Source organism: Microbacterium sp. Leaf351 (assembly GCF_001423825.1).
In the GTDB taxonomy this organism is placed as follows: domain Bacteria; phylum Actinomycetota; class Actinomycetes; order Actinomycetales; family Microbacteriaceae; genus Microbacterium; species Microbacterium ginsengisoli.
In genome coordinates this window covers 86,579-103,962 of sequence record NZ_LMPK01000009.1, presented here as the reverse complement: position 1 = coordinate 103,962, position 17,384 = coordinate 86,579, and the positions used below count along the sequence as shown (strand labels likewise).

Below are 17,384 nucleotides of genomic sequence, written 5' to 3'. Positions count from 1 at the left end.
CCGCCGAGGGTCTCGTCGCCGACCTCGACGGCGCCTGGATCGAACGCAAGAGCTTCGGCTTCGGTGTGCACACCCGGCTGAGCGAGCCGGATGCCGCGGCCACCGCCCAGCGGCGGGTCGACGACCTGGTGGCGCGCGAGGCGCCCGCCTGGCGACGTCGCACCGGGCACGACATCGTCGAGTACGCGTTCCGTGAGGGCGGGAAGGATGACGCGGTCCGCCGCCTCGCCGATCGCGTCGGTGCGACCGCCGTCGTGTTCGCCGGCGACGACGTCACCGACGAAGACGCGCTGCGCGCCCTGGGGCCGGCGGACCTCGGCGTGCGGGTCGGTGCGGGGGAGACCGCCGCGGCCGTGCGGGTGGGCTCGCCCGAGGAGCTCGCGGCCCTGCTGCAGCACCTCGCCGACGCCCGCGGCTGAGCGACCGCGCGTACGTCCCGCGCGTGCGCCGGGGGGAATGCGGCCCGGGCCTACACTCTGTTACATGCCTGAAACCCCCGCTGCATCCGGCGCGCCCGCCGTCGACATCAAGCCCCGCAGCCGCGTCGTCACCGATGGCATCGAAGCCACCACGTCGCGCGGAATGCTCCGCGCCGTGGGCATGGGCGACGAGGACTGGGACAAGCCCCAGATCGGCATTGCGTCGAGCTGGAACGAGATCACCCCCTGCAACCTGAGCCTCGACCGGCTCGCCCAGGGCGCCAAGGAGGGCGTGCACTCCGGTGGCGGCTACCCGCTGCAGTTCGGCACCATCTCCGTCTCCGACGGCATCTCGATGGGCCACGAGGGCATGCACTTCTCGCTGGTCTCCCGCGAGGTCATCGCCGACTCCGTCGAGACGGTCATCATGGCCGAGCGCCTCGACGGCTCCGTGCTTCTCGCCGGCTGCGACAAGTCGATCCCCGGCATGCTGATGGCCTCCGCCCGCCTCGACCTCTCCAGCGTGTTCCTCTACGCGGGGTCGATCGCTCCCGGCTGGGTCAAGCTCAGCGACGGCACCGAGAAGGATGTCACGATCATCGACTCGTTCGAGGCGGTCGGCGCCTGCCTCGCGGGCAAGATGAGCGAGGCCGACCTCAAGCGCATCGAGTGCGCGATCGCCCCCGGTGAGGGCGCGTGCGGCGGCATGTACACCGCCAACACCATGGCCTCGGTCGCCGAGGCCCTCGGGCTCAGCCTCCCGGGCTCGGCCGCGCCGCCCTCGGCGGACCGTCGCCGCGACTACTTCGCCCATCGCTCGGGCGAGGCCGTCGTGAACCTGCTGCGCCAGGGCGTCACGACCCGCGACATCCTCACCAAGGAGGCCTTCGAGAACGCGATCGCCCTCGCGATGGCCCTCGGCGGCTCGACCAACGTCGTGCTGCACCTGCTCGCGATCGCCCGCGAGGCGGACGTCGAGCTGAGCCTCCACGACTTCAACCGCATCGGCGACAAGGTTCCCCACGTCGCCGACATGAAGCCGTTCGGCAAGTACGTCATGAACGACGTCGACCGCCACGGCGGCATCCCGGTGATCATGAAGGCGATGCTCGACGAGGGTCTGCTGCACGGCGACGCGCTCACCGTGACCGGCAAGACGCTCGCGGAGAACCTGGCCGATCTCGACCCCGACCCGGTCGACGGCACCGTCATCCACACTTTCGACAACCCCATCCACGCCACCGGCGGCCTGACGATCCTGCACGGCTCGCTCGCCCCCGAGGGTGCCGTGGTGAAGACCGCGGGCTTCGACGCCGCCGTCTTCGAGGGTCCCGCCCGCGTGTTCGAGCGCGAGCGTGCCGCGATCGACGCTCTCGCCGAGGGATCGATCGAGGCGGGCAGCGTGGTCGTCATCCGCTACGAGGGCCCCAAGGGCGGCCCCGGCATGCGCGAGATGCTCGCGATCACGGCCGCCATCAAGGGCGCCGGGCTCGGCAAGGATGTACTACTCTTGACGGACGGTCGATTCTCCGGCGGCACAACCGGCCTCTGCATCGGCCACATAGCACCCGAAGCGGTGGACGCAGGTCCCATCGCCTTCGTGCGCGATGGTGATCTGATACGGGTCGATATCGCGGCTCGCACTCTCGACCTACTCGTCGATGATGCAGAGCTCGACTCCCGCCGCTCTGGCTGGGAGCCGCTTCCCCCGCGCTACACCCGAGGCGTTCTGGCCAAGTACTCCAAGCTCGTGCGCTCCGCCGCGGAGGGCGCGACCACGGGGTGACCCCGCCGCATCCCATTCACCCACTCCTGTCGAGGTACTCATCATGTCCGCCGACACCGCACCGGCTGTGCCGCGCCCGCCGGCACGTACTGCGTCCGCTCCCGTGATCACCGGGGCCGAGTCTGTCGTCCGCACCCTCGAGCTTCTCGGGGTCACCGACGTCTTCGGTCTTCCCGGCGGCGCGATCCTGCCGGTCTACGACCCGCTCATGGACTCGTCGAAGATCCGCCACATCCTCGTCCGCCACGAGCAGGGGGCCGGTCACGCCGCCCAGGGCTACGCGGCGGCGACCGGCAAGACGGGGGTTGCGATCGCGACGTCCGGGCCCGGCGCCACGAACCTCGTCACCGCGATCGCCGACGCCTACATGGACTCGGTGCCGATCGTCTGCATCACCGGGCAGGTGTTCTCGACCCTCATGGGTACGGACGCCTTCCAGGAGGCCGACATCGTCGGCATCACGATGCCGATCACGAAGCACTCGTTCCTCGTGAAGGATGCCTCGGAGATCCCCGGAGCGATCACCGCGGCCTTCGAGATCGCCAGCACCGGCCGCCCCGGACCCGTGCTCGTCGACATCACGAAGGACGCGCAGCAGGCCGAGGTGCCGTTCGTGTGGCCGGCGAAGATCGACCTGCCCGGCTACCGTCCGGTGACGAAGGCGCACGGCAAGCAGATCCAGGCGGCCGCGCAGCTGATCGCCGAGTCGTCGAAGCCGGTGCTGTACGTCGGCGGCGGTGTGGTGCGCTCGCAGGCCTCGGCCGAGCTGCGCACCCTGGCCGAGGCGACCGGCGCTCCCGTGGTGACGACGCTCATGGCGCGCGGCGCGTTCCCGGACTCGCACCCGCAGCAGCTGGGGATGCCGGGCATGCACGGCACGGTGCCGGCGGTGCTCGCCCTCCAGGAGGCCGACCTGATCGTCGCCCTCGGTGCCCGCTTCGACGACCGCGTGACGGGCAAGGCCTCGCTGTTCGCCCCGAACGCGAAGGTCGTGCACGTCGACATCGACCCTGCGGAGATCTCGAAGATCCGCATCGCCGACGTACCGATCGTGGGCGACCTGCGCGACGTGCTGGTCGACCTCGACACGGCGTACGCGCAGGCGGTCGCCGCGCAGGACGGTCGCGCCGACCTCACCGAGTGGTGGTCGTTCCTCGACGGCCTGCGTACCGAGTTCCCGCTCGGCTACGCGCCCACGAGCGACGGTCTCCTCGCGCCGCAGCAGATCATCAGCCGCATCGGCGAGCTGACCGGTCCCGAGGGCATCTACGCGGCGGGCGTGGGCCAGCATCAGATGTGGGCGGCGCAGTTCATCGGCTACGAGCGTCCGAACGCGTGGCTCAACTCCGGTGGCGCCGGAACCATGGGCTACGCGGTGCCCGCCGCGATGGGCGCGAAGGTCGCTGAGCCCGACCGTGTCGTGTGGGCGATCGACGGCGACGGCTGCTTCCAGATGACCAACCAGGAGCTCGCCACCTGCACGATCAACCAGATTCCGATCAAGGTCGCGATCATCAACAACTCGTCGCTGGGCATGGTGCGGCAGTGGCAGACCCTCTTCTACGACGGGCGCTACTCGAACACCGACCTGAACACGGGCCACGACACCATCCGGGTGCCCGACTTCCTCAAGCTCGCGGAAGCCTACGGATGCCTCGGCATCCGCGTGGAGCGCGAGGACGAGATCGACGCGGCCATCGAGCTGGCGCTCGCGACCAACGACCGTCCGGTCGTGATCGACTTCGTCGTGAGCCGTGACGCCATGGTGTGGCCGATGGTGCCGCAGGGCGTCAGCAACAGCTATGTCCAGTACGCGCGTGACCACGCGCCCGCGTTCGAGCAGGAGGACTGACCATGACCAGTCACGTGCTGAGCCTCCTCGTGGAGAACAAGCCCGGTCTGCTGACCCGCGTCGCGGGCCTGTTCGCGCGTCGCGGCTTCAACATCGAGTCGCTCGCGGTGGGTGTCACCGAGGTGCCGGGTCTGTCCCGCATCACGGTGGTGGTCGACGTCGACGACCTCCCGCTCGAGCAGGTCACCAAGCAGCTGAACAAGCTGATCAACGTGATCAAGATTGTCGAGCTGGATGCCGCGGCATCCGTGCAGCGCGAGCACGTGCTCGTGAAGGTGCGCACCGACAACAGCAACCGCTCCAGCGTGCTGGAGGTCGTGAACCTCTTCCGCGCCTCGGTGGTCGACTACGCGCCGGACGCACTCGTGGTCGAGGTGACCGGCGACCGCGGCAAGGTGGATGCGCTGCTGCGCGCTCTCGAGCCGTTCGGCATCAAGGAGCTCGCCCAGTCGGGCCTCCTCGCCATCGGCCGCGGGCCGAAGAGCATCACCGAGCGGGTCCTCCGCGCCTGACCGTGCGCACCCGGGAGGGTGCGACATCCCGTTTCATCACAGCTTCAACAGAAGGAGAAAGACAAGTGGCAGAGATCTTCTACGACGACGACGCCGACCTCGCGCTCATCCAGGCGAAGAAGGTCGCGGTCGTCGGCTACGGCTCGCAGGGACACGCGCACGCGCAGAACCTCCGCGACTCGGGCGTCGAGGTCGTCATCGCCCTCAAGGAGGGCTCGAAGTCGACCGCGAAGGCTCAGGAGGACGGCTTCGAGGTCAAGACCGTGGCCGAGGCGGCCGAGTGGGCGGACCTCATCATGATCCTCGCGCCCGACCAGCACCAGCGGTCGATCTACAACGACGAGATCAAGCCCCACCTCGCGGCGGGCAAGACGCTGGCGTTCGCGCACGGCTTCAACATCCGCTTCGGCTACATCGAGGCGCCCGAGGGCGTCGACGTGATCCTCGTGGCCCCCAAGGCCCCGGGTCACACGGTGCGTCGCGAGTTCGTCGCCGGTCGCGGCATCCCGGACATCATCGCCGTCGAGAAGGATGCCTCGGGTCAGGCGTGGGACGTCGCGAAGGCGTACGCCAAGGCCATCGGGGGAACCCGTGCCGGTGTGATCAAGACCACCTTCACGGAGGAGACCGAGACCGACCTGTTCGGTGAGCAGGCCGTTCTCTGCGGTGGTGTGTCGCAGCTGATCCAGTACGGCTTCGAGACCCTCACCGAGGCCGGCTACCAGCCGCAGATCGCCTACTTCGAGGTGCTGCACGAGCTCAAGCTCATCGTCGACCTCATGTGGGAGGGCGGCATCGCCAAGCAGCGCTGGAGCGTGTCGGACACCGCCGAGTACGGCGACTACGTCTCGGGCCCCCGCGTGATCGACCCGCGCGTCAAGGAGAACATGCAGGGCGTGCTCGCCGACATCCAGTCGGGTGCGTTCGCAGAGCGCTTCATCGGCGACCAGGACGCCGGCGCCCCCGAGTTCCACGCTCTGCGTGAGAAGGCGGCTCAGCACCCCATCGAGGCCGTGGGTCGCGACCTGCGTGCGCTCTTCGCGTGGAAGCAGCAGGACGCGGACTACGTCGAGGGCAGCGCCGCGCGCTGATCCTCTCGATCCTCCGACGTCGCAGCCTCCCGCGACCGTCGCGGCGACCTGTGGTCGCCCGGCGGTCGCGGGAGGCTCCGGCGTTTCGGTCCCGGGTCGGGGCGCGCGACGCGGGGTAGTGCGACGGCGTGAGAGGGTGGACGCATGGCCAGACCCGACGACGACGATGCCCTGCGCTGGGACGGTGACGACGATCCGACGCTGACGCCGTCGGGCGTCTCGCAGTCCGCTCCTCGTGCGGCATCCGCTCCGTCCCCCGCCGCGCCCGCGAAGGCGACCCTCCCCGAGGGGTTCGCCGCGGTCGGCAAGGGCAGCGACGAGGTCGAGACGGCGGATGCCGCCGGCGACGCAGTCGCGGCGGGCCCCGCGCCGATGGGCAACGCGATGCTCGTGACAGTGGGCGTGCTGGGCGGCGTGTACGCGCTCTGGACGATCGGCTGGATCATCGGGGGGCTGCGCCTGCGCACGGTCGCCGACGTGCTGGTCGACCCGGTCGCCTACGCGGTGGCGATGTGGCTGGCGGTGGCCACGCCCGCGATCTGGTTCTTCGTCACGTCGTGGCTGACGGCGCGCTCGCGCAGTTGGCTGCGCCTCGTGCTGCTGATCGCCGGGGCGGCGCTGCTCGTGCCGTGGCCGTTCGTGATGGTCGGGGCGGTGGGGTCATGACGACGGATGCCGCTCCTCGCCGCCGTGCGGCGCTGCCGGTGTGGCTCGTGGCCACGGTCTCTGCGTTCTTCGGTCTGTTCTACGCGTACGCCGTGTGGGCGGCGGTGGGCTTCCTCATCTCGCAGGCGTCGGGTCCGCTCGGTCTGAACGGCTACGGCTGGTTCGTGCTCATCCTCGCCGTCGTGTTCCCCGCGATCGCCTTCGCGATCGCCTTCGCGATCGGCTGGCGTCGGCGGCTGCTGCCGTTCGCGGCGATCCTGCTCACCGGGCTCGGTGTGACGGCGGTGTTCTGGGTGAACGTACTGGGCTACGCGGCGGCCTACGGCGCGCAGCTGCTGGGTTCCTGACGCTCTGCGAGCCCGTCACACGGTCGGAGCGGCATCGCCCGGCGCGATAGGCTGGCGCTCACTGCGCCGTGCGACCTGCGGAGCCGCTGCGCGCTCGTCCTGCGCCGCGCGCGCTCCCGGAAACGCCGAAGGATCCACCCCGTGACGAAGCCCGTCGTGCTCATCGCCGAAGAACTCTCTCCCGCCACGATCGAGGCTCTCGGGCCCGACTTCGAGGTGCGCCATGTCGACGGCGCCGACCGTTCGGCGCTGCTGCCCGCCCTCGCCGACGTCGACGCCGTGCTCGTGCGCTCGGCGACGAAGCTCGACGCCGAGGCGATCGCCGCGGCCCCTCAGCTCAAGGTGATCGCTCGCGCGGGTGTCGGTCTCGACAACGTCGACATCAAGGCGGCCACGACCGCGGGCGTCATGGTCGTGAACGCGCCGACCTCGAACATCATCTCGGCGGCCGAGCTCACGATCGGCCACATCCTCTCGCTCGCGCGGCGCATCCCCGCCGCTCACGCGTCGCTCGCCGGCGGCGCGTGGAAGCGCTCGTCGTACACGGGTGTCGAGCTGTACGAGAAGACCCTCGGCATCATCGGTCTCGGCCGCATCGGCGCGCTGATCGCGGCGCGCGTGCAGGCGTTCGGGGTGAACGTCGTCGCGTACGACCCGTATGTGACGAGCGCTCGTGCGCAGCAGCTCGGAGTGACCCTCGTGACCCTCGACGAGCTGCTCGAGCAGAGCGACTTCGTGACGATCCACATGCCGAAGACGCCCGAGACGACCGGAATGATCGGCGTCGAGCAGCTGCGTCGCATGAAGCCGACGGCGTATGTCGTCAACGTCGCCCGCGGCGGGCTCATCGACGAGCAGGCGCTGTTCGACGCGCTGTCGACCGGGGAGATCGCCGGTGCCGGTCTCGACGTCTTCACGGCCGAGCCGCCGAAGGAGGGCTCCGTGGCGGCCGCCCTCACGGCGCTCCCGAACGTCGTCGTGACGCCCCACCTCGGCGCGTCGACCGATGAGGCCCAGGAGAAGGCGGGCGTCTCGGTCGCGAAGTCGGTCAAGCTCGCCCTCGAGGGCGACCTCGTGCCCGACGCGGTGAATGTCGCCGGCGGCGTGATCGACCCGTTCGTGCGCCCCGGCATCGCGCTCGTCGAGAAGCTCGGTCAGATCCTCGCGGGCCTCGCGACCGGCGCCGTCACGCGCATCGACCTCGACGTGCGCGGCGAGCTCGCCGCCTACGACGTGAAGGTCTACGAGCTGGCCGCGCTGAAGGGGTACTTCTCGCGCATCGTGAGCGACAACGTCTCGTACGTCAACGCTCCGCTGCTCGCGCAGCAGCGCGGGGTGGAGATCTCGCTGACGACCTCGCCCGACTCGAAGGACTACCGCAACACCACGACGCTGCGCGCCGCGCTGGCCGACGGCTCGACCCTGACGGTCGCCGGCACCCTCTCGGGCACGAAGATGGTCGAGAAGATCATCGGCATCAACGACTACGACATCGAGGTGCCGATCGCCGAGCACCACATCGTGATGCTCTACACCGACCGCCCCGGCATCGTCGCTGTCTACGGGCAGAAGTTCGGCGAGGCGGGCATCAACATCGCGGGCATGCAGATCGCACGTCGTTCGGCGGGTGGCCAGGCTCTCGCGGTGCTGACGGTCGACTCGCCGGTTCCCGACGAGATCCTCGCCGAGGTCAGCGGTGCGATCCAGGCCGACCTCTTCCGCGAGCTCTCGCTGACCGAGGTCTGAGCGCGCCGGCTCAGACGGCGCTGCGCTCGACGAGGGCGATGAGCGCCCCTAGGGCGTCGTCGTCGAGGTCGGGTCCGGGCACGGAGCCGGTCGAGAGCGCGTTGTTGAAGTAGAGCCCGTCGCTGACGAGCATCACGAGCTGCAGTGCGGTCTCGTCGCGCGTGTGGGGGCGGAGGGTCTCCTCCCACACGTCGCGCAGGCGTCGGAGGGCGTCGGATGCCACGGCGTCGCCGTTCTGCGCGAGGCGCGACACGGTGACGATCGTGCGGTCGAACGGCGTGTTGTGCATGATCGATGACCGCATGAACGCGGCGATCGCGCCGACGGGGGAGGTGGCGACATCCGCCATCTCGGCGACGCCGCGGGAGGACATCCGCTCGATCACGGCGGACTGCAGGGCGTCCTTCGACGCGAAGTGGTAGAGCAGGCCCCCCTTCGAGACGCCGGCGGCGCGGGCGACGGCGTCCATCGTGGCGGCGGCCGGGCCGTCGGCGATCACGACGTCTTCGTAGGCGTCGAGCACGCTCTCGCGGGCGCGGGGAGGGCGACTCATGCGTTCCAGGGTAGTGAGGAGGCATCCGGCACTCTGTTACTATACCAACTGGACGGTATAGAAATGATGACACTGACTGAAGAGATCCGCCTGGCCGACGAGCAGGGGAAGCGGGTGGGATGGCGCGGCTGGGCCGCGCTCGTCGTGCTGATGCTGCCCGTGCTGCTCATCTCGGTCGACAACACCGTGCTGAGCTTCGCGCTGCCCGACATCTCCCTGCAGCTCGGCCCCACGGCCGTGCAGCAGCTGTGGATCGTCGACGTGTATCCGCTGGTGCTCGCCGGCTTCCTCGTGACGATGGGCACGCTCGGCGACCGGTTCGGCCGGCGACAGATGCTGCTCATCGGCGCCACCGGCTTCGCCGCCGTCTCCGCGGTGACCGCGTTCGCGCCGTCGGCGGAGCTGCTGATCGCCGGCCGCGCCCTGATGGGCGTGTTCGGGGCCATGCTGATGCCCTCGACGCTGTCGCTGCTGCGCAGCATCTTCACTCACCGCGACCAGCGGCGCCTCGCGATCGCGGTGTGGGCGTCGATGTTCTCCGCGGGTGCCGCGCTCGGGCCGATCGTCGGCGGCGTGCTGCTGTCGCACTTCGCCTGGGGTTCGGTCTTCCTGATGGCCGTTCCCGTGCTCATCCCGCTGCTGGTGTTCGCGCCGCTGCTCGTGCCCGAGAGCCGCGACCCGCGGCCCGGTCGCATCGACCCGGTGAGCATCGTGCTGTCGATGGCGGCGACCGTGCCGATCGTGTGGGCCACCAAGGAGACCGCCGTTCACGGCGTGGGCACTGTCCCGCTCGTGCTCGTCGTCGTCGGTCTCACGGCCGGCACGCTGTTCGTGCGCCGGCAGCTGCGCGCGGAGCGCCCCATGCTCGACATGCGACTGTTCCGCTCGGGAACCTTCTCGGGCGCGCTCATCGTGAACCTCCTCAGTGTCGTCGCCCTCGTCGGATTCCTGTTCTTCGTCGCTCAGCACCTGCAGCTGATCGTGGGGCTCTCGCCGATCGAGGCGGGCCTCGCGCTCGTGCCCGGACTCGCCGTGATGATCGCGGCGGGGCTCATCGTCGTGCCGATAGCGATGCGCGCCCCCGCCCGGGTGGTCGTGCCGGTCGCGCTCGTCTTCGCGTTCGCGGGCTACGTGGCCGTCGCGTTCGCCACGGAGTCCGGGTCGCTCGCGGTGCTCATCGGCGCGTTCGCGAGCCTCGGTGCCGGCATCGGCGCGGCCGAGACCGTCTCGAACGAGCTCATCCTCTCGAGTGCCCCGGCCGCCAAGGCGGGTGCCGCGAGTGCCGTCTCCGAGACGGCCTACGAGCTGGGTGCCGTGCTCGGCACCGCGGTGCTCGGTGGCGTGCTCACGGCGCTCTACCGCGCGCACCTGGTGGTGCCGGTCGGCGTGCCCGACGACGTCGCCGTCGCCGCACGCGAGACGCTTGCCGGGGCCGTGCACGCGGCGGGGGACCTGCCCGCCGCGGTCGGTCAGGCGCTGCAGGATGCCGCGGCATCCGCCTTCGACCAGGGAGCCTTCGTGACGGCGCTCATCGGGGCCGCGCTCGTCGTCGTGGCCGCCGTCGTGGCGGCCACTACGCTGGGATCGACCCGCAGCGCGGGACGGTCGGATCACTGACGAGCCGCAGCGCTGCCCTACCCGCGAGGAGAGCAATGTCGCGCGTCGTGAAGCTGGCCGTCATCCCCGGTGACGGCATCGGCCCCGAGGTCGTCGCCGAGGCCGAGAAGGTGCTCGACGCCGTCACGGCCGGCAGCGAGGTCGTCTTCGACAAGACGCGCTTCTCGCTCGGGGCGGCGCGCTACCTCGAGACCGGCGACACCCTCACCGACGCCGACCTCGCCGCCATCGCGGGGCACGACGCCATTCTGCTCGGAGCTGTCGGCGGTGTTCCCGGCGACCCTCGCCTGAAGGACGCGAACATCGAGCGAGGGCTGCTGCTGAAGCTGCGGTTCGAGCTCGACCACTACGTGAACCTGCGCCCGTCGACGCTCTACCCGAGCGTGCCGGGGCCGCTGCGCGACCCGGGCGAGGTCGACTTCGTCGTGGTGCGTGAAGGCACCGAAGGCCCCTACGTCGGCAACGGCGGGGCGATCCGCCGCGGCACGCCGCACGAGGTCGCGAACGAGACATCCGTGAACACCGCGTACGGTGTCGAACGGGTCGTCCGCTACGCGTTCGACCTCGCCGAACGACGGGGCAAGAAGCTCACCCTCGTGCACAAGACCAACGTGCTCGTCAACGCCGGGTCCCTCTGGCACCGGCTCGTGCTCGCGGTCGGCGCGGAGCACCCCGAGGTCGCCGTAAACTACATGCACGTCGATGCGGCCACGATCCACCTGGTCACGAACCCGTCCCGTTTCGACGTCATCGTCACCGACAACCTCTTCGGCGACATTCTGACCGACCTGGCCGGGGCCATCACCGGCGGCATCGGTCTCGCCGCCTCGGGGAACATCAACCCCGACGGTGCGTTCCCGTCGATGTTCGAGCCCGTTCACGGTTCGGCCCCCGACATCGCCGGCACCCAGCAGGCCGACCCCACGGCCGCGATCCTCTCCGTCGCGCTGCTGCTCGATCACCTCGGGCTCACCACGGAGGCCACCCGCGTCACCCGCGCCGTCGAGGCCGACATCGCCTCGCGCTCCGACGCCCCCCGCACGACTTCCGCCATCGGCGACGCGATCGCCGCGCACCTGCAGGCGTAACCTGACAGCACCGCGCGCTTCGCGCCGAGCATTCCAGGATGTGACATGACTCTCACCGACACGAACGACACCGCTCTCGCCCCCCTCGACTTCGCCGTCACGAAGAACCTCGCCGCCGCCTCTCCCGCGGCCCGCGAGGAGATCCTCGCGAACCCCGGATTCGGCCAGAAGTTCACCGACCACATGGTCGACATCTGCTGGTCGGCCGGCGGCGGCTGGCACCGCCCCCGCGTGCAGCCGTACGGTCCGATCTCGCTCGACCCCGCGGCATCCGTGCTGCACTACGGGCAGGAGATCTTCGAGGGGCTGAAGGCCTACCGCTGGGCCGACGGATCGATCCGCACGTTCCGCCCCGATCGCAACGCGGCGCGGCTGCGCGCGTCGGCCCGTCGGCTGGCCCTGCCGGAGCTTCCCACGGAGTATTTCGTGCAGTCGCTGCGTGAGCTCATCGCGGTCGACGGCGACTGGGTGCCGTCGGCTCCCGAGACGAGCCTGTACCTGCGCCCCTTCATGTTCGCGAAGGAGGCCTTCCTGGGCGTGCGCGCGGCGAAGAAGGTCGCGTACTACGTGATCGCGAGCCCCGCGGGCGCCTACTTCCACGGTGGCATCGCGCCGGTGAAGATCTGGCTCGAGACCGAGTTCTCCCGTGCGGGCAGCGGTGGTCTCGGTGCGGCGAAGACCGGCGGCAACTATGCCGCGAGCCTCCTCCCGCACGAGAAGGCGGCCGCCCACGGCTGCGCGCAGGAGCTCTACCTGGATGCCGCGGAGGGCCGCTACATCGAGGAGCTCGGCGGCATGAACGTCGTGTTCGTGCGACGCGACGGCAGCCTGCTGGTGCCGGAGTCCGACTCGATCCTGCCCTCGATCACCCGTGACTCGGTGCTCACCGTCGCGCGCGATCTCGGTCACGAGGCGGAGATCCGCCAGGTCGCGATCGACGAGTGGCGCGAGGGCGTCGACTCGGGCGAGATCGTCGAGGCGTTCGCGTGCGGCACGGCCGCCGTCATCACGCCGATCGGCCAGCTCATCGGCGAGGAGTACACCATCGGCGACCCCGACGCCCCGGCGGGCGCGCTCACGATGGAGATCCGCCAGGTGCTCACCGACATCCAGTACGGACGTCGCGAGGACACGCACGGCTGGATGCTGCGCCTCGACGACTGAGCATCTCTCACCGTCACGACGGCGGGCCGCGGCATCCACCGCGCGCCCGCCGTCGGCGTTCGTGCGCTGACTAGGCTGACGGGGTGAAGATCGCCCGTTTCAGCCACCAGGACGCCATCCGCTACGGCATCGTCGACGAGGGCGAGCTCGTCGTGCTCGCCGCCGACCCGCTGTTCGCCGGGTTCGAGACGACGGGGGAGCGCGTGCCGCTCGCCGACGCGGCGCTGCTGGCTCCGGTGATTCCGCGGTCGAAGGTCGTGTGCGTGGGGAAGAACTATCACGACCACGCGGCGGAGATGGGCGGTGAGGCGCCGGCGGCGCCGTTGCTGTTCCTGAAGCCCAACACCGCGGTCATCGGCCCGGGCGATTCGATCGTTCGTCCGCCGCAGTCCGAGCGCACCGACTTCGAGGGCGAGCTGGCCGTCGTGATCGGCCGCATCGCGAAGAACGTCCCCGCCGATCGGGCGCTCGACTACGTGTTCGGGTACACGGTCGGCAACGACGTCACCGCGCGGGACATCCAGTACTCCGACGGCCAGTGGACGCGCGGGAAGGGCTTCGACACGTTCTGCCCGCTCGGTCCGGCGATCGAGACCGAGTTCGACATCGCCTCGGCGCGGGTGCAGACCCGGCTCAACGGCGAGGTGGCGCAGGATGCCCCGCTGACCGACATGATCCACTCGGTGCCGGACATCATCGCCTACGCGTCGGCGGCGTTCACGCTGCTGCCGGGCGATGTGATCCTCACCGGCACGCCGGCGGGCGTCGGTCCGTTTAACGCGGGCGACACCGTCGAGGTCGAGATCACCGGTCTCGGCGTGCTGCGCAACACCGCACGCAACGCCTGAGGTCGGCGAGGGCGCGTCGTTCGACGGCTCGACGCGCCGCCCGACGTGCGTCGCTGCCGGAGCTCGGCGAGCAGGTCAGCGACCGAGCGCGCGCGCGGCGAGCTCGACGTCGTCGGCGTCGTTGAACACGTGGAACGCGACCCGGGCGCGACCGGCGCGTCCCGAGGCCGTGATGCCGGCTGCATTCAGGCGTGCGAGGTCGCACCCGGTCGGGTCGGCCCACGTGACGATCGCGCTGCCGGTCGCGGGAAGCTCGAGGCGGGCGCGGAACGCGTCGGCGAGCGTGCGGGTGTGCGCGTGGAGAGCCGCCGGATCGAGTCCGGCGAACAGGGCGAGCGCCGGCGCGGCGCCGATGAACGCCTGCCAGGCGGGGGAGACGTCGAAGCGCGACGCATCGGCGGCGAGGGAGACCTGGCTGCCGTAGCACGAGGTCCACGGGTCCTCGCCGGCGCACCATCCCGCCTGGCGGGCGGGGATGTGCGGCTGGAACCCGGCGGAGACGGCGAGCACAGCGACACCGCGCGGTGCGCACAGCCACTTGTAGGTATGGCAGATCAGGGCGTCGAACGCGCCGCCGTCGACGGGCAGCCAGCCGAGCGCCTGTGTCGCATCGCAGAGCGTGCGCGCGCCGTGGCGGCGGGCCGCGGCGGTGATCGCGGCGGCATCCGCGATCTCTCCCGTGGCCGACTGCACGAGCGAGAACGCGACGAGAGCGGTGTCACCGCGCACCTCGTCGGCGAGGCGCGCGAGCGGCACCGACCGCACGCGGATGCCGCGCCCGGCGTGCACGAACGGCATCACGATCGAGGAGAAGTCGCCCTCGACGCACAGCACCTCGGCGCCGTCGGGCACCGCGGCGGCGATGAGCGCCGCGAGTACGGACGTCTGCGACCCGAGGGCGATGCGGTCGGCGCCGACGCCGAGCAGCGTCGCGGCGTGGCGGCGGGTCTCGGTGACCGCGAGCTCGTAGCGGGCGAGGTCGGGCTGTCCGGAATACGCGGCGTCGAGGTCGGCGCGCAGCGCATCGCGCGACGCCCGGGGCGGCAGCCCGGTGGTGCACGCGGCGAGGTAGCCGCGACCGCCCGCGAACTCCGCGCGCGCGTCGGCGATCGTCAGCGCGGGGGAGAGTGTCGCGGGTGCCATGTCTCCAGCGTGACAGGGAGGCATCCATTCGTCTAGGACATGTTGTGGATCGAAAACATGCGATCCGTTTATGATTCGAGGATGTCGCTCCCCACCCCCGATCCCGGCTTCGACGCGCACTCGCTGCGCCTCGTGAAGGCGATCGCCGACACCGGATCGATCACCGCGGCCGCCGCCGCGCTGGGCTACAGCCAGCCCGCGGTCAGCCAGCACCTCAAGGCGCTCGAATCCCGGCTGGGCGTGCCGCTGGTCGAGCGGGTGGGGCGGCGTGTGCGACTGTCGGAGGCGGGGCGCGTGCTCGCCCGGCATGCGCCGACCGTGACGACAGCGCTCGAGGCGGCGGCGGGGGAGCTGGCGGAGCTGCGGGGGCTGAAGTCGGGACGCGTGCGCCTGGTCGGTTTCCCGTCGGCGTCGCCCACGGTCGTGCCGCGGCTGCTCGCCCGGCTCGCCGAGACGGTCGCGGGCGTGACGGTCACCTACGTCGAGGCCGAGCCGCCCGCGGCGGTCGAGGCCGTGCGCGACGACCGTGCCGACATCGCGCTCACGTTCAGCTACCCGGGTGACCGCGATGATCCGCATCGGGCGAGCGCCCAGGGGCTGTCGGTGCGGGAGATCGCCGTCGAGCCGATGATCGCGGTGCTGCCCGCGACCCACCCCGCTGCCGCGCACACGACGGTCGATGTCGCGTCCCTCGCGTCCGACGACTGGATCGCCGGCTGCCCGCAGTGCCGCGGACACCTGCTCGAGCTCTGCGACCGTGCGGGGTTCGTGCCGCGCATCAGGTTCGAGACCGACAACTTCGTGGCCGTGGAGGGCCTCGTCGCGCAGGGGATCGGGGTGGCGACGCTGCCGCGGCTGGCCGTGGCATCCTTCCCGGCGCTGCCGGGCATCGTGACCGTGCCGTTGCCCGCAACCGAGCAGCGCACGCTGCACACCGTCACCGCTCACGGCGCGGACCGGGTGCCGGCGGTCGCCGCCGTGCTCGCCGCGATCGCCGAGGTGACGGCGGCGGTGGCCTCGGGCGGCGACGGCCCGGCGAACTAGACTGGACGGCGATGTCTTCCGCACCGCACCCCGCCACCACGACCGCCGCCGGACCCGACGTTCGGGTGCGGTTCTGCCCCTCGCCGACCGGCCTTCCGCACGTCGGCATGGTGCGCACGGCCCTCTACAACTGGGGCTATGCGCGTCACACGGGCGGCAAGCTCATCTTCCGCGTCGAGGACACGGATGCCGCGCGCGACAGCGAGGAGAGCTACCGCCAGCTCGTCGACGCGCTCACCTGGCTCAAGATCGACTGGGACGAGGGCGTCGAGGTCGGCGGCCCGCACGCGCCGTATCGGCAGTCTGAGCGCACCGCGATCTACGAGGACGTGCTGACGAAGCTCGTCGCCACCGGGCTCGTGTACGAGAGCTACTCGACTCCCGAGGAGATCGACGCGCGCAACGAGGCGGCCGGCCGCGCGAAGCAGCTGGGCTACGACAACCACGACCGTGACCTCACCGACGCGCAGCGCGAGGCCTTCCGCACCGAAGGGCGCGAGCCGGCGTTCCGGCTGCGGGTGCCCGACACCGACCTGACCTACGTCGACCTGATCCGCGGCGAGGTGACATTCCCGGCCGGATCCTTCCCCGACTTCGTCATCGTGCGGGCGGGCGGCAAGTTCCTCTATCCGTTCACGAACCCGGTCGACGACGCGCTCATGGGCATCACCCACGTCATCCGCGGCGAGGACATCATGCCGTCGACCGCGCGCCAGCTCGCGCTGTACGACGCACTCATCCAGGCGGGCGTCACCGACTTCGTGCCCCGCTTCGGCCACATGCCGCTGGTGCTCGGGGAGACAGGCACCAAGAAGCTCTCCAAGCGCGACCCGCAGGCCGACCTGTTCCTGCAGCGCGAGCGCGGCTTCATCCACGAGGGCCTGCTGAACTATCTGGCGCTCCTCGGCTGGTCGATCGCCGCCGACCGCGACGTGTTCTCGCTCGAGGAGTTCACCGCCGCGTTCGACATCGCCGACGTGAACCCGAATCCGGCCCGCTTCGACCAGAAGAAGGCCGAGTCGATCAACGGGGACCACATCCGCCTGCTCGCCCCCGACGACTTCGCCGCCCGCATCGTGCCGTACCTGCAGCACGCCGGTGTCATCTCGGATGCCCCGACCCCCGCGGAGACCGCGCTGATCGCCGCCGCGGCACCCCTCGTGCAGGAGCGCGTGCAGGTGCTCGGCGACGTGCCGGGCCTCCTCGGCTTCCTGTTCACCGACTCCGTCACCTACGAGGACGACGCCCTCGCGGGGCTTCCGGCGAACGCCGGCGAGGTGCTGGTCGCGTCGGTCGGTGCACTCGAGGAGGTCGCCGAGCAGGGGTTCGACGCGGCATCCGTGCAGGACGCACTGCAGGTTGCGCTCGTCGACGGCCTCGGCCTCAAGCCGCGAGTCGCCTACGGCCCGCTGCGCGTCGCGCTGAGCGGTCGCCGGGTGTCGCCGCCGCTGTTCGAGTCGATGGAGCTGCTTGGCAAGCAGGCCACCATCGCCCGCCTCGATGCGCTC

16 protein-coding genes are annotated in these 17,384 nt (G+C 70.7%); 14 read left to right on the top strand and 2 right to left on the bottom strand.

The window, feature by feature from the left end; translation table 11 throughout:
* From ASG00_RS16785 to serA, 8 genes are all read left to right on the top strand, one after another.
* The coding region (locus ASG00_RS16785; RefSeq protein ID WP_327037476.1) for a trehalose-phosphatase at positions 1-419 on the top strand (419 nt) is incomplete at its 5' end.
* 64 nt (positions 420-483) lie between these two features.
* Positions 484-2,205, top strand: a complete 1,722-nt coding sequence (ilvD, locus tag ASG00_RS03755; RefSeq protein WP_056206999.1) for a dihydroxy-acid dehydratase — start codon at positions 484-486, stop codon at positions 2,203-2,205.
* Between the two features lie 43 nt (positions 2,206-2,248).
* The gene (locus tag ASG00_RS03750) at positions 2,249-4,057 is read left to right on the top strand and encodes an acetolactate synthase large subunit (RefSeq protein WP_056206998.1); all 1,809 of its coding nucleotides are present in this window, start codon (positions 2,249-2,251) and stop codon (positions 4,055-4,057) included.
* Between the two features lie 2 nt (positions 4,058-4,059).
* Positions 4,060-4,569 carry an acetolactate synthase small subunit gene (gene ilvN, locus ASG00_RS03745; RefSeq protein WP_045248491.1) on the top strand — a complete coding sequence of 170 codons (510 nt, stop codon included), beginning with the start codon at positions 4,060-4,062 and terminating at the stop codon, positions 4,567-4,569.
* A 65-nt stretch (positions 4,570-4,634) separates the two neighbouring features.
* Positions 4,635-5,660 carry a ketol-acid reductoisomerase gene (gene ilvC, locus ASG00_RS03740; RefSeq protein ID WP_045248490.1) on the top strand — a complete coding sequence of 342 codons (1,026 nt, stop codon included), beginning with the start codon at positions 4,635-4,637 and terminating at the stop codon, positions 5,658-5,660.
* Between the two features lie 144 nt (positions 5,661-5,804).
* On the top strand, positions 5,805-6,326 hold the full coding sequence (locus ASG00_RS03735; RefSeq protein ID WP_056206996.1) for a hypothetical protein: 522 nt from the start codon (positions 5,805-5,807) through the stop codon (positions 6,324-6,326).
* Positions 6,323-6,673 carry a hypothetical protein gene (locus ASG00_RS03730; RefSeq protein ID WP_056206994.1) on the top strand — a complete coding sequence of 117 codons (351 nt, stop codon included), beginning with the start codon at positions 6,323-6,325 and terminating at the stop codon, positions 6,671-6,673. Before ASG00_RS03735 ends, ASG00_RS03730 begins: the two co-directional genes overlap by 4 nt.
* Positions 6,674-6,814: 141 nt before the next feature.
* Positions 6,815-8,419, top strand: a complete 1,605-nt coding sequence (gene serA / locus ASG00_RS03725; protein WP_056206992.1) for a phosphoglycerate dehydrogenase — start codon at positions 6,815-6,817, stop codon at positions 8,417-8,419.
* A 10-nt stretch (positions 8,420-8,429) separates the two neighbouring features.
* On the opposite strand, the gene ASG00_RS03720 is transcribed toward serA, so the two are convergent.
* A complete protein-coding gene (locus ASG00_RS03720; RefSeq protein WP_056206990.1) occupies positions 8,430-8,972 on the bottom strand; it encodes a TetR/AcrR family transcriptional regulator in 543 nt (180 codons plus the stop codon).
* A 66-nt stretch (positions 8,973-9,038) separates the two neighbouring features.
* On the opposite strand from ASG00_RS03720, the gene ASG00_RS03715 reads away from it, so the two are divergent.
* The 4 genes from ASG00_RS03715 (at position 9,039) to ASG00_RS03700 (ending at position 13,689) form a co-directional block, all read left to right on the top strand.
* A complete protein-coding gene (locus ASG00_RS03715; RefSeq protein ID WP_056207112.1) occupies positions 9,039-10,589 on the top strand; it encodes an MFS transporter in 1,551 nt (516 codons plus the stop codon).
* Between the two features lie 35 nt (positions 10,590-10,624).
* A complete protein-coding gene (locus tag ASG00_RS03710) occupies positions 10,625-11,677 on the top strand; it encodes a 3-isopropylmalate dehydrogenase (RefSeq protein ID WP_056206988.1) in 1,053 nt (350 codons plus the stop codon).
* Between the two features lie 45 nt (positions 11,678-11,722).
* Positions 11,723-12,841, top strand: a complete 1,119-nt coding sequence (locus tag ASG00_RS03705) for a branched-chain amino acid aminotransferase (RefSeq protein WP_056206986.1) — start codon at positions 11,723-11,725, stop codon at positions 12,839-12,841.
* Between the two features lie 83 nt (positions 12,842-12,924).
* The gene (locus tag ASG00_RS03700; protein ID WP_056206984.1) at positions 12,925-13,689 is read left to right on the top strand and encodes a fumarylacetoacetate hydrolase family protein; all 765 of its coding nucleotides are present in this window, start codon (positions 12,925-12,927) and stop codon (positions 13,687-13,689) included.
* Positions 13,690-13,764: 75 nt separating this feature from the next.
* Here the strand turns inward: ASG00_RS03700 and ASG00_RS03695 are convergent, their stop codons facing one another.
* Positions 13,765-14,832 carry an aminotransferase class V-fold PLP-dependent enzyme gene (locus ASG00_RS03695; RefSeq protein WP_056206981.1) on the bottom strand — a complete coding sequence of 356 codons (1,068 nt, stop codon included), beginning with the start codon at positions 14,830-14,832 and terminating at the stop codon, positions 13,765-13,767.
* Positions 14,833-14,913: 81 nt separating this feature from the next.
* Between ASG00_RS03695 and ASG00_RS03690 the strand changes: the two genes are divergently transcribed.
* On the top strand, positions 14,914-15,876 hold the full coding sequence (locus ASG00_RS03690) for a LysR family transcriptional regulator (protein ID WP_056206979.1): 963 nt from the start codon (positions 14,914-14,916) through the stop codon (positions 15,874-15,876).
* An 11-nt stretch (positions 15,877-15,887) separates the two neighbouring features.
* Positions 15,888-17,384: glutamate--tRNA ligase (gltX, locus tag ASG00_RS03685; protein WP_056207111.1), on the top strand; the 1,497-nt coding region annotated here is incomplete at its 3' end.

Bases quoted from the DNA above. Each gene is read 5' to 3' on its own strand.
- ASG00_RS03720 (WP_056206990.1), bottom strand. From the start codon at position 8,972: ATGAGTCGCCCTCCCCGCGCCCGCGAGAGCGTGCTCGACGCCTACGAA.
- ASG00_RS03750 (WP_056206998.1), top strand. From the start codon at position 2,249: ATGTCCGCCGACACCGCACCGGCTGTGCCGCGCCCGCCGGCACGTACT.
- ASG00_RS03735 (WP_056206996.1), top strand. From the start codon at position 5,805: ATGGCCAGACCCGACGACGACGATGCCCTGCGCTGGGACGGTGACGAC.
- ASG00_RS03730 (WP_056206994.1), top strand. From the start codon at position 6,323: ATGACGACGGATGCCGCTCCTCGCCGCCGTGCGGCGCTGCCGGTGTGG.
- ASG00_RS03715 (WP_056207112.1), top strand. From the start codon at position 9,039: ATGACACTGACTGAAGAGATCCGCCTGGCCGACGAGCAGGGGAAGCGG.
- ilvD (WP_056206999.1), top strand. From the start codon at position 484: ATGCCTGAAACCCCCGCTGCATCCGGCGCGCCCGCCGTCGACATCAAG.
- ASG00_RS03695 (WP_056206981.1), bottom strand. From the start codon at position 14,832: ATGGCACCCGCGACACTCTCCCCCGCGCTGACGATCGCCGACGCGCGC.
- ASG00_RS03710 (WP_056206988.1), top strand. From the start codon at position 10,625: ATGTCGCGCGTCGTGAAGCTGGCCGTCATCCCCGGTGACGGCATCGGC.
- ASG00_RS03705 (WP_056206986.1), top strand. From the start codon at position 11,723: ATGACTCTCACCGACACGAACGACACCGCTCTCGCCCCCCTCGACTTC.
- ASG00_RS03690 (WP_056206979.1), top strand. From the start codon at position 14,914: ATGTCGCTCCCCACCCCCGATCCCGGCTTCGACGCGCACTCGCTGCGC.
- ilvN (WP_045248491.1), top strand. From the start codon at position 4,060: ATGACCAGTCACGTGCTGAGCCTCCTCGTGGAGAACAAGCCCGGTCTG.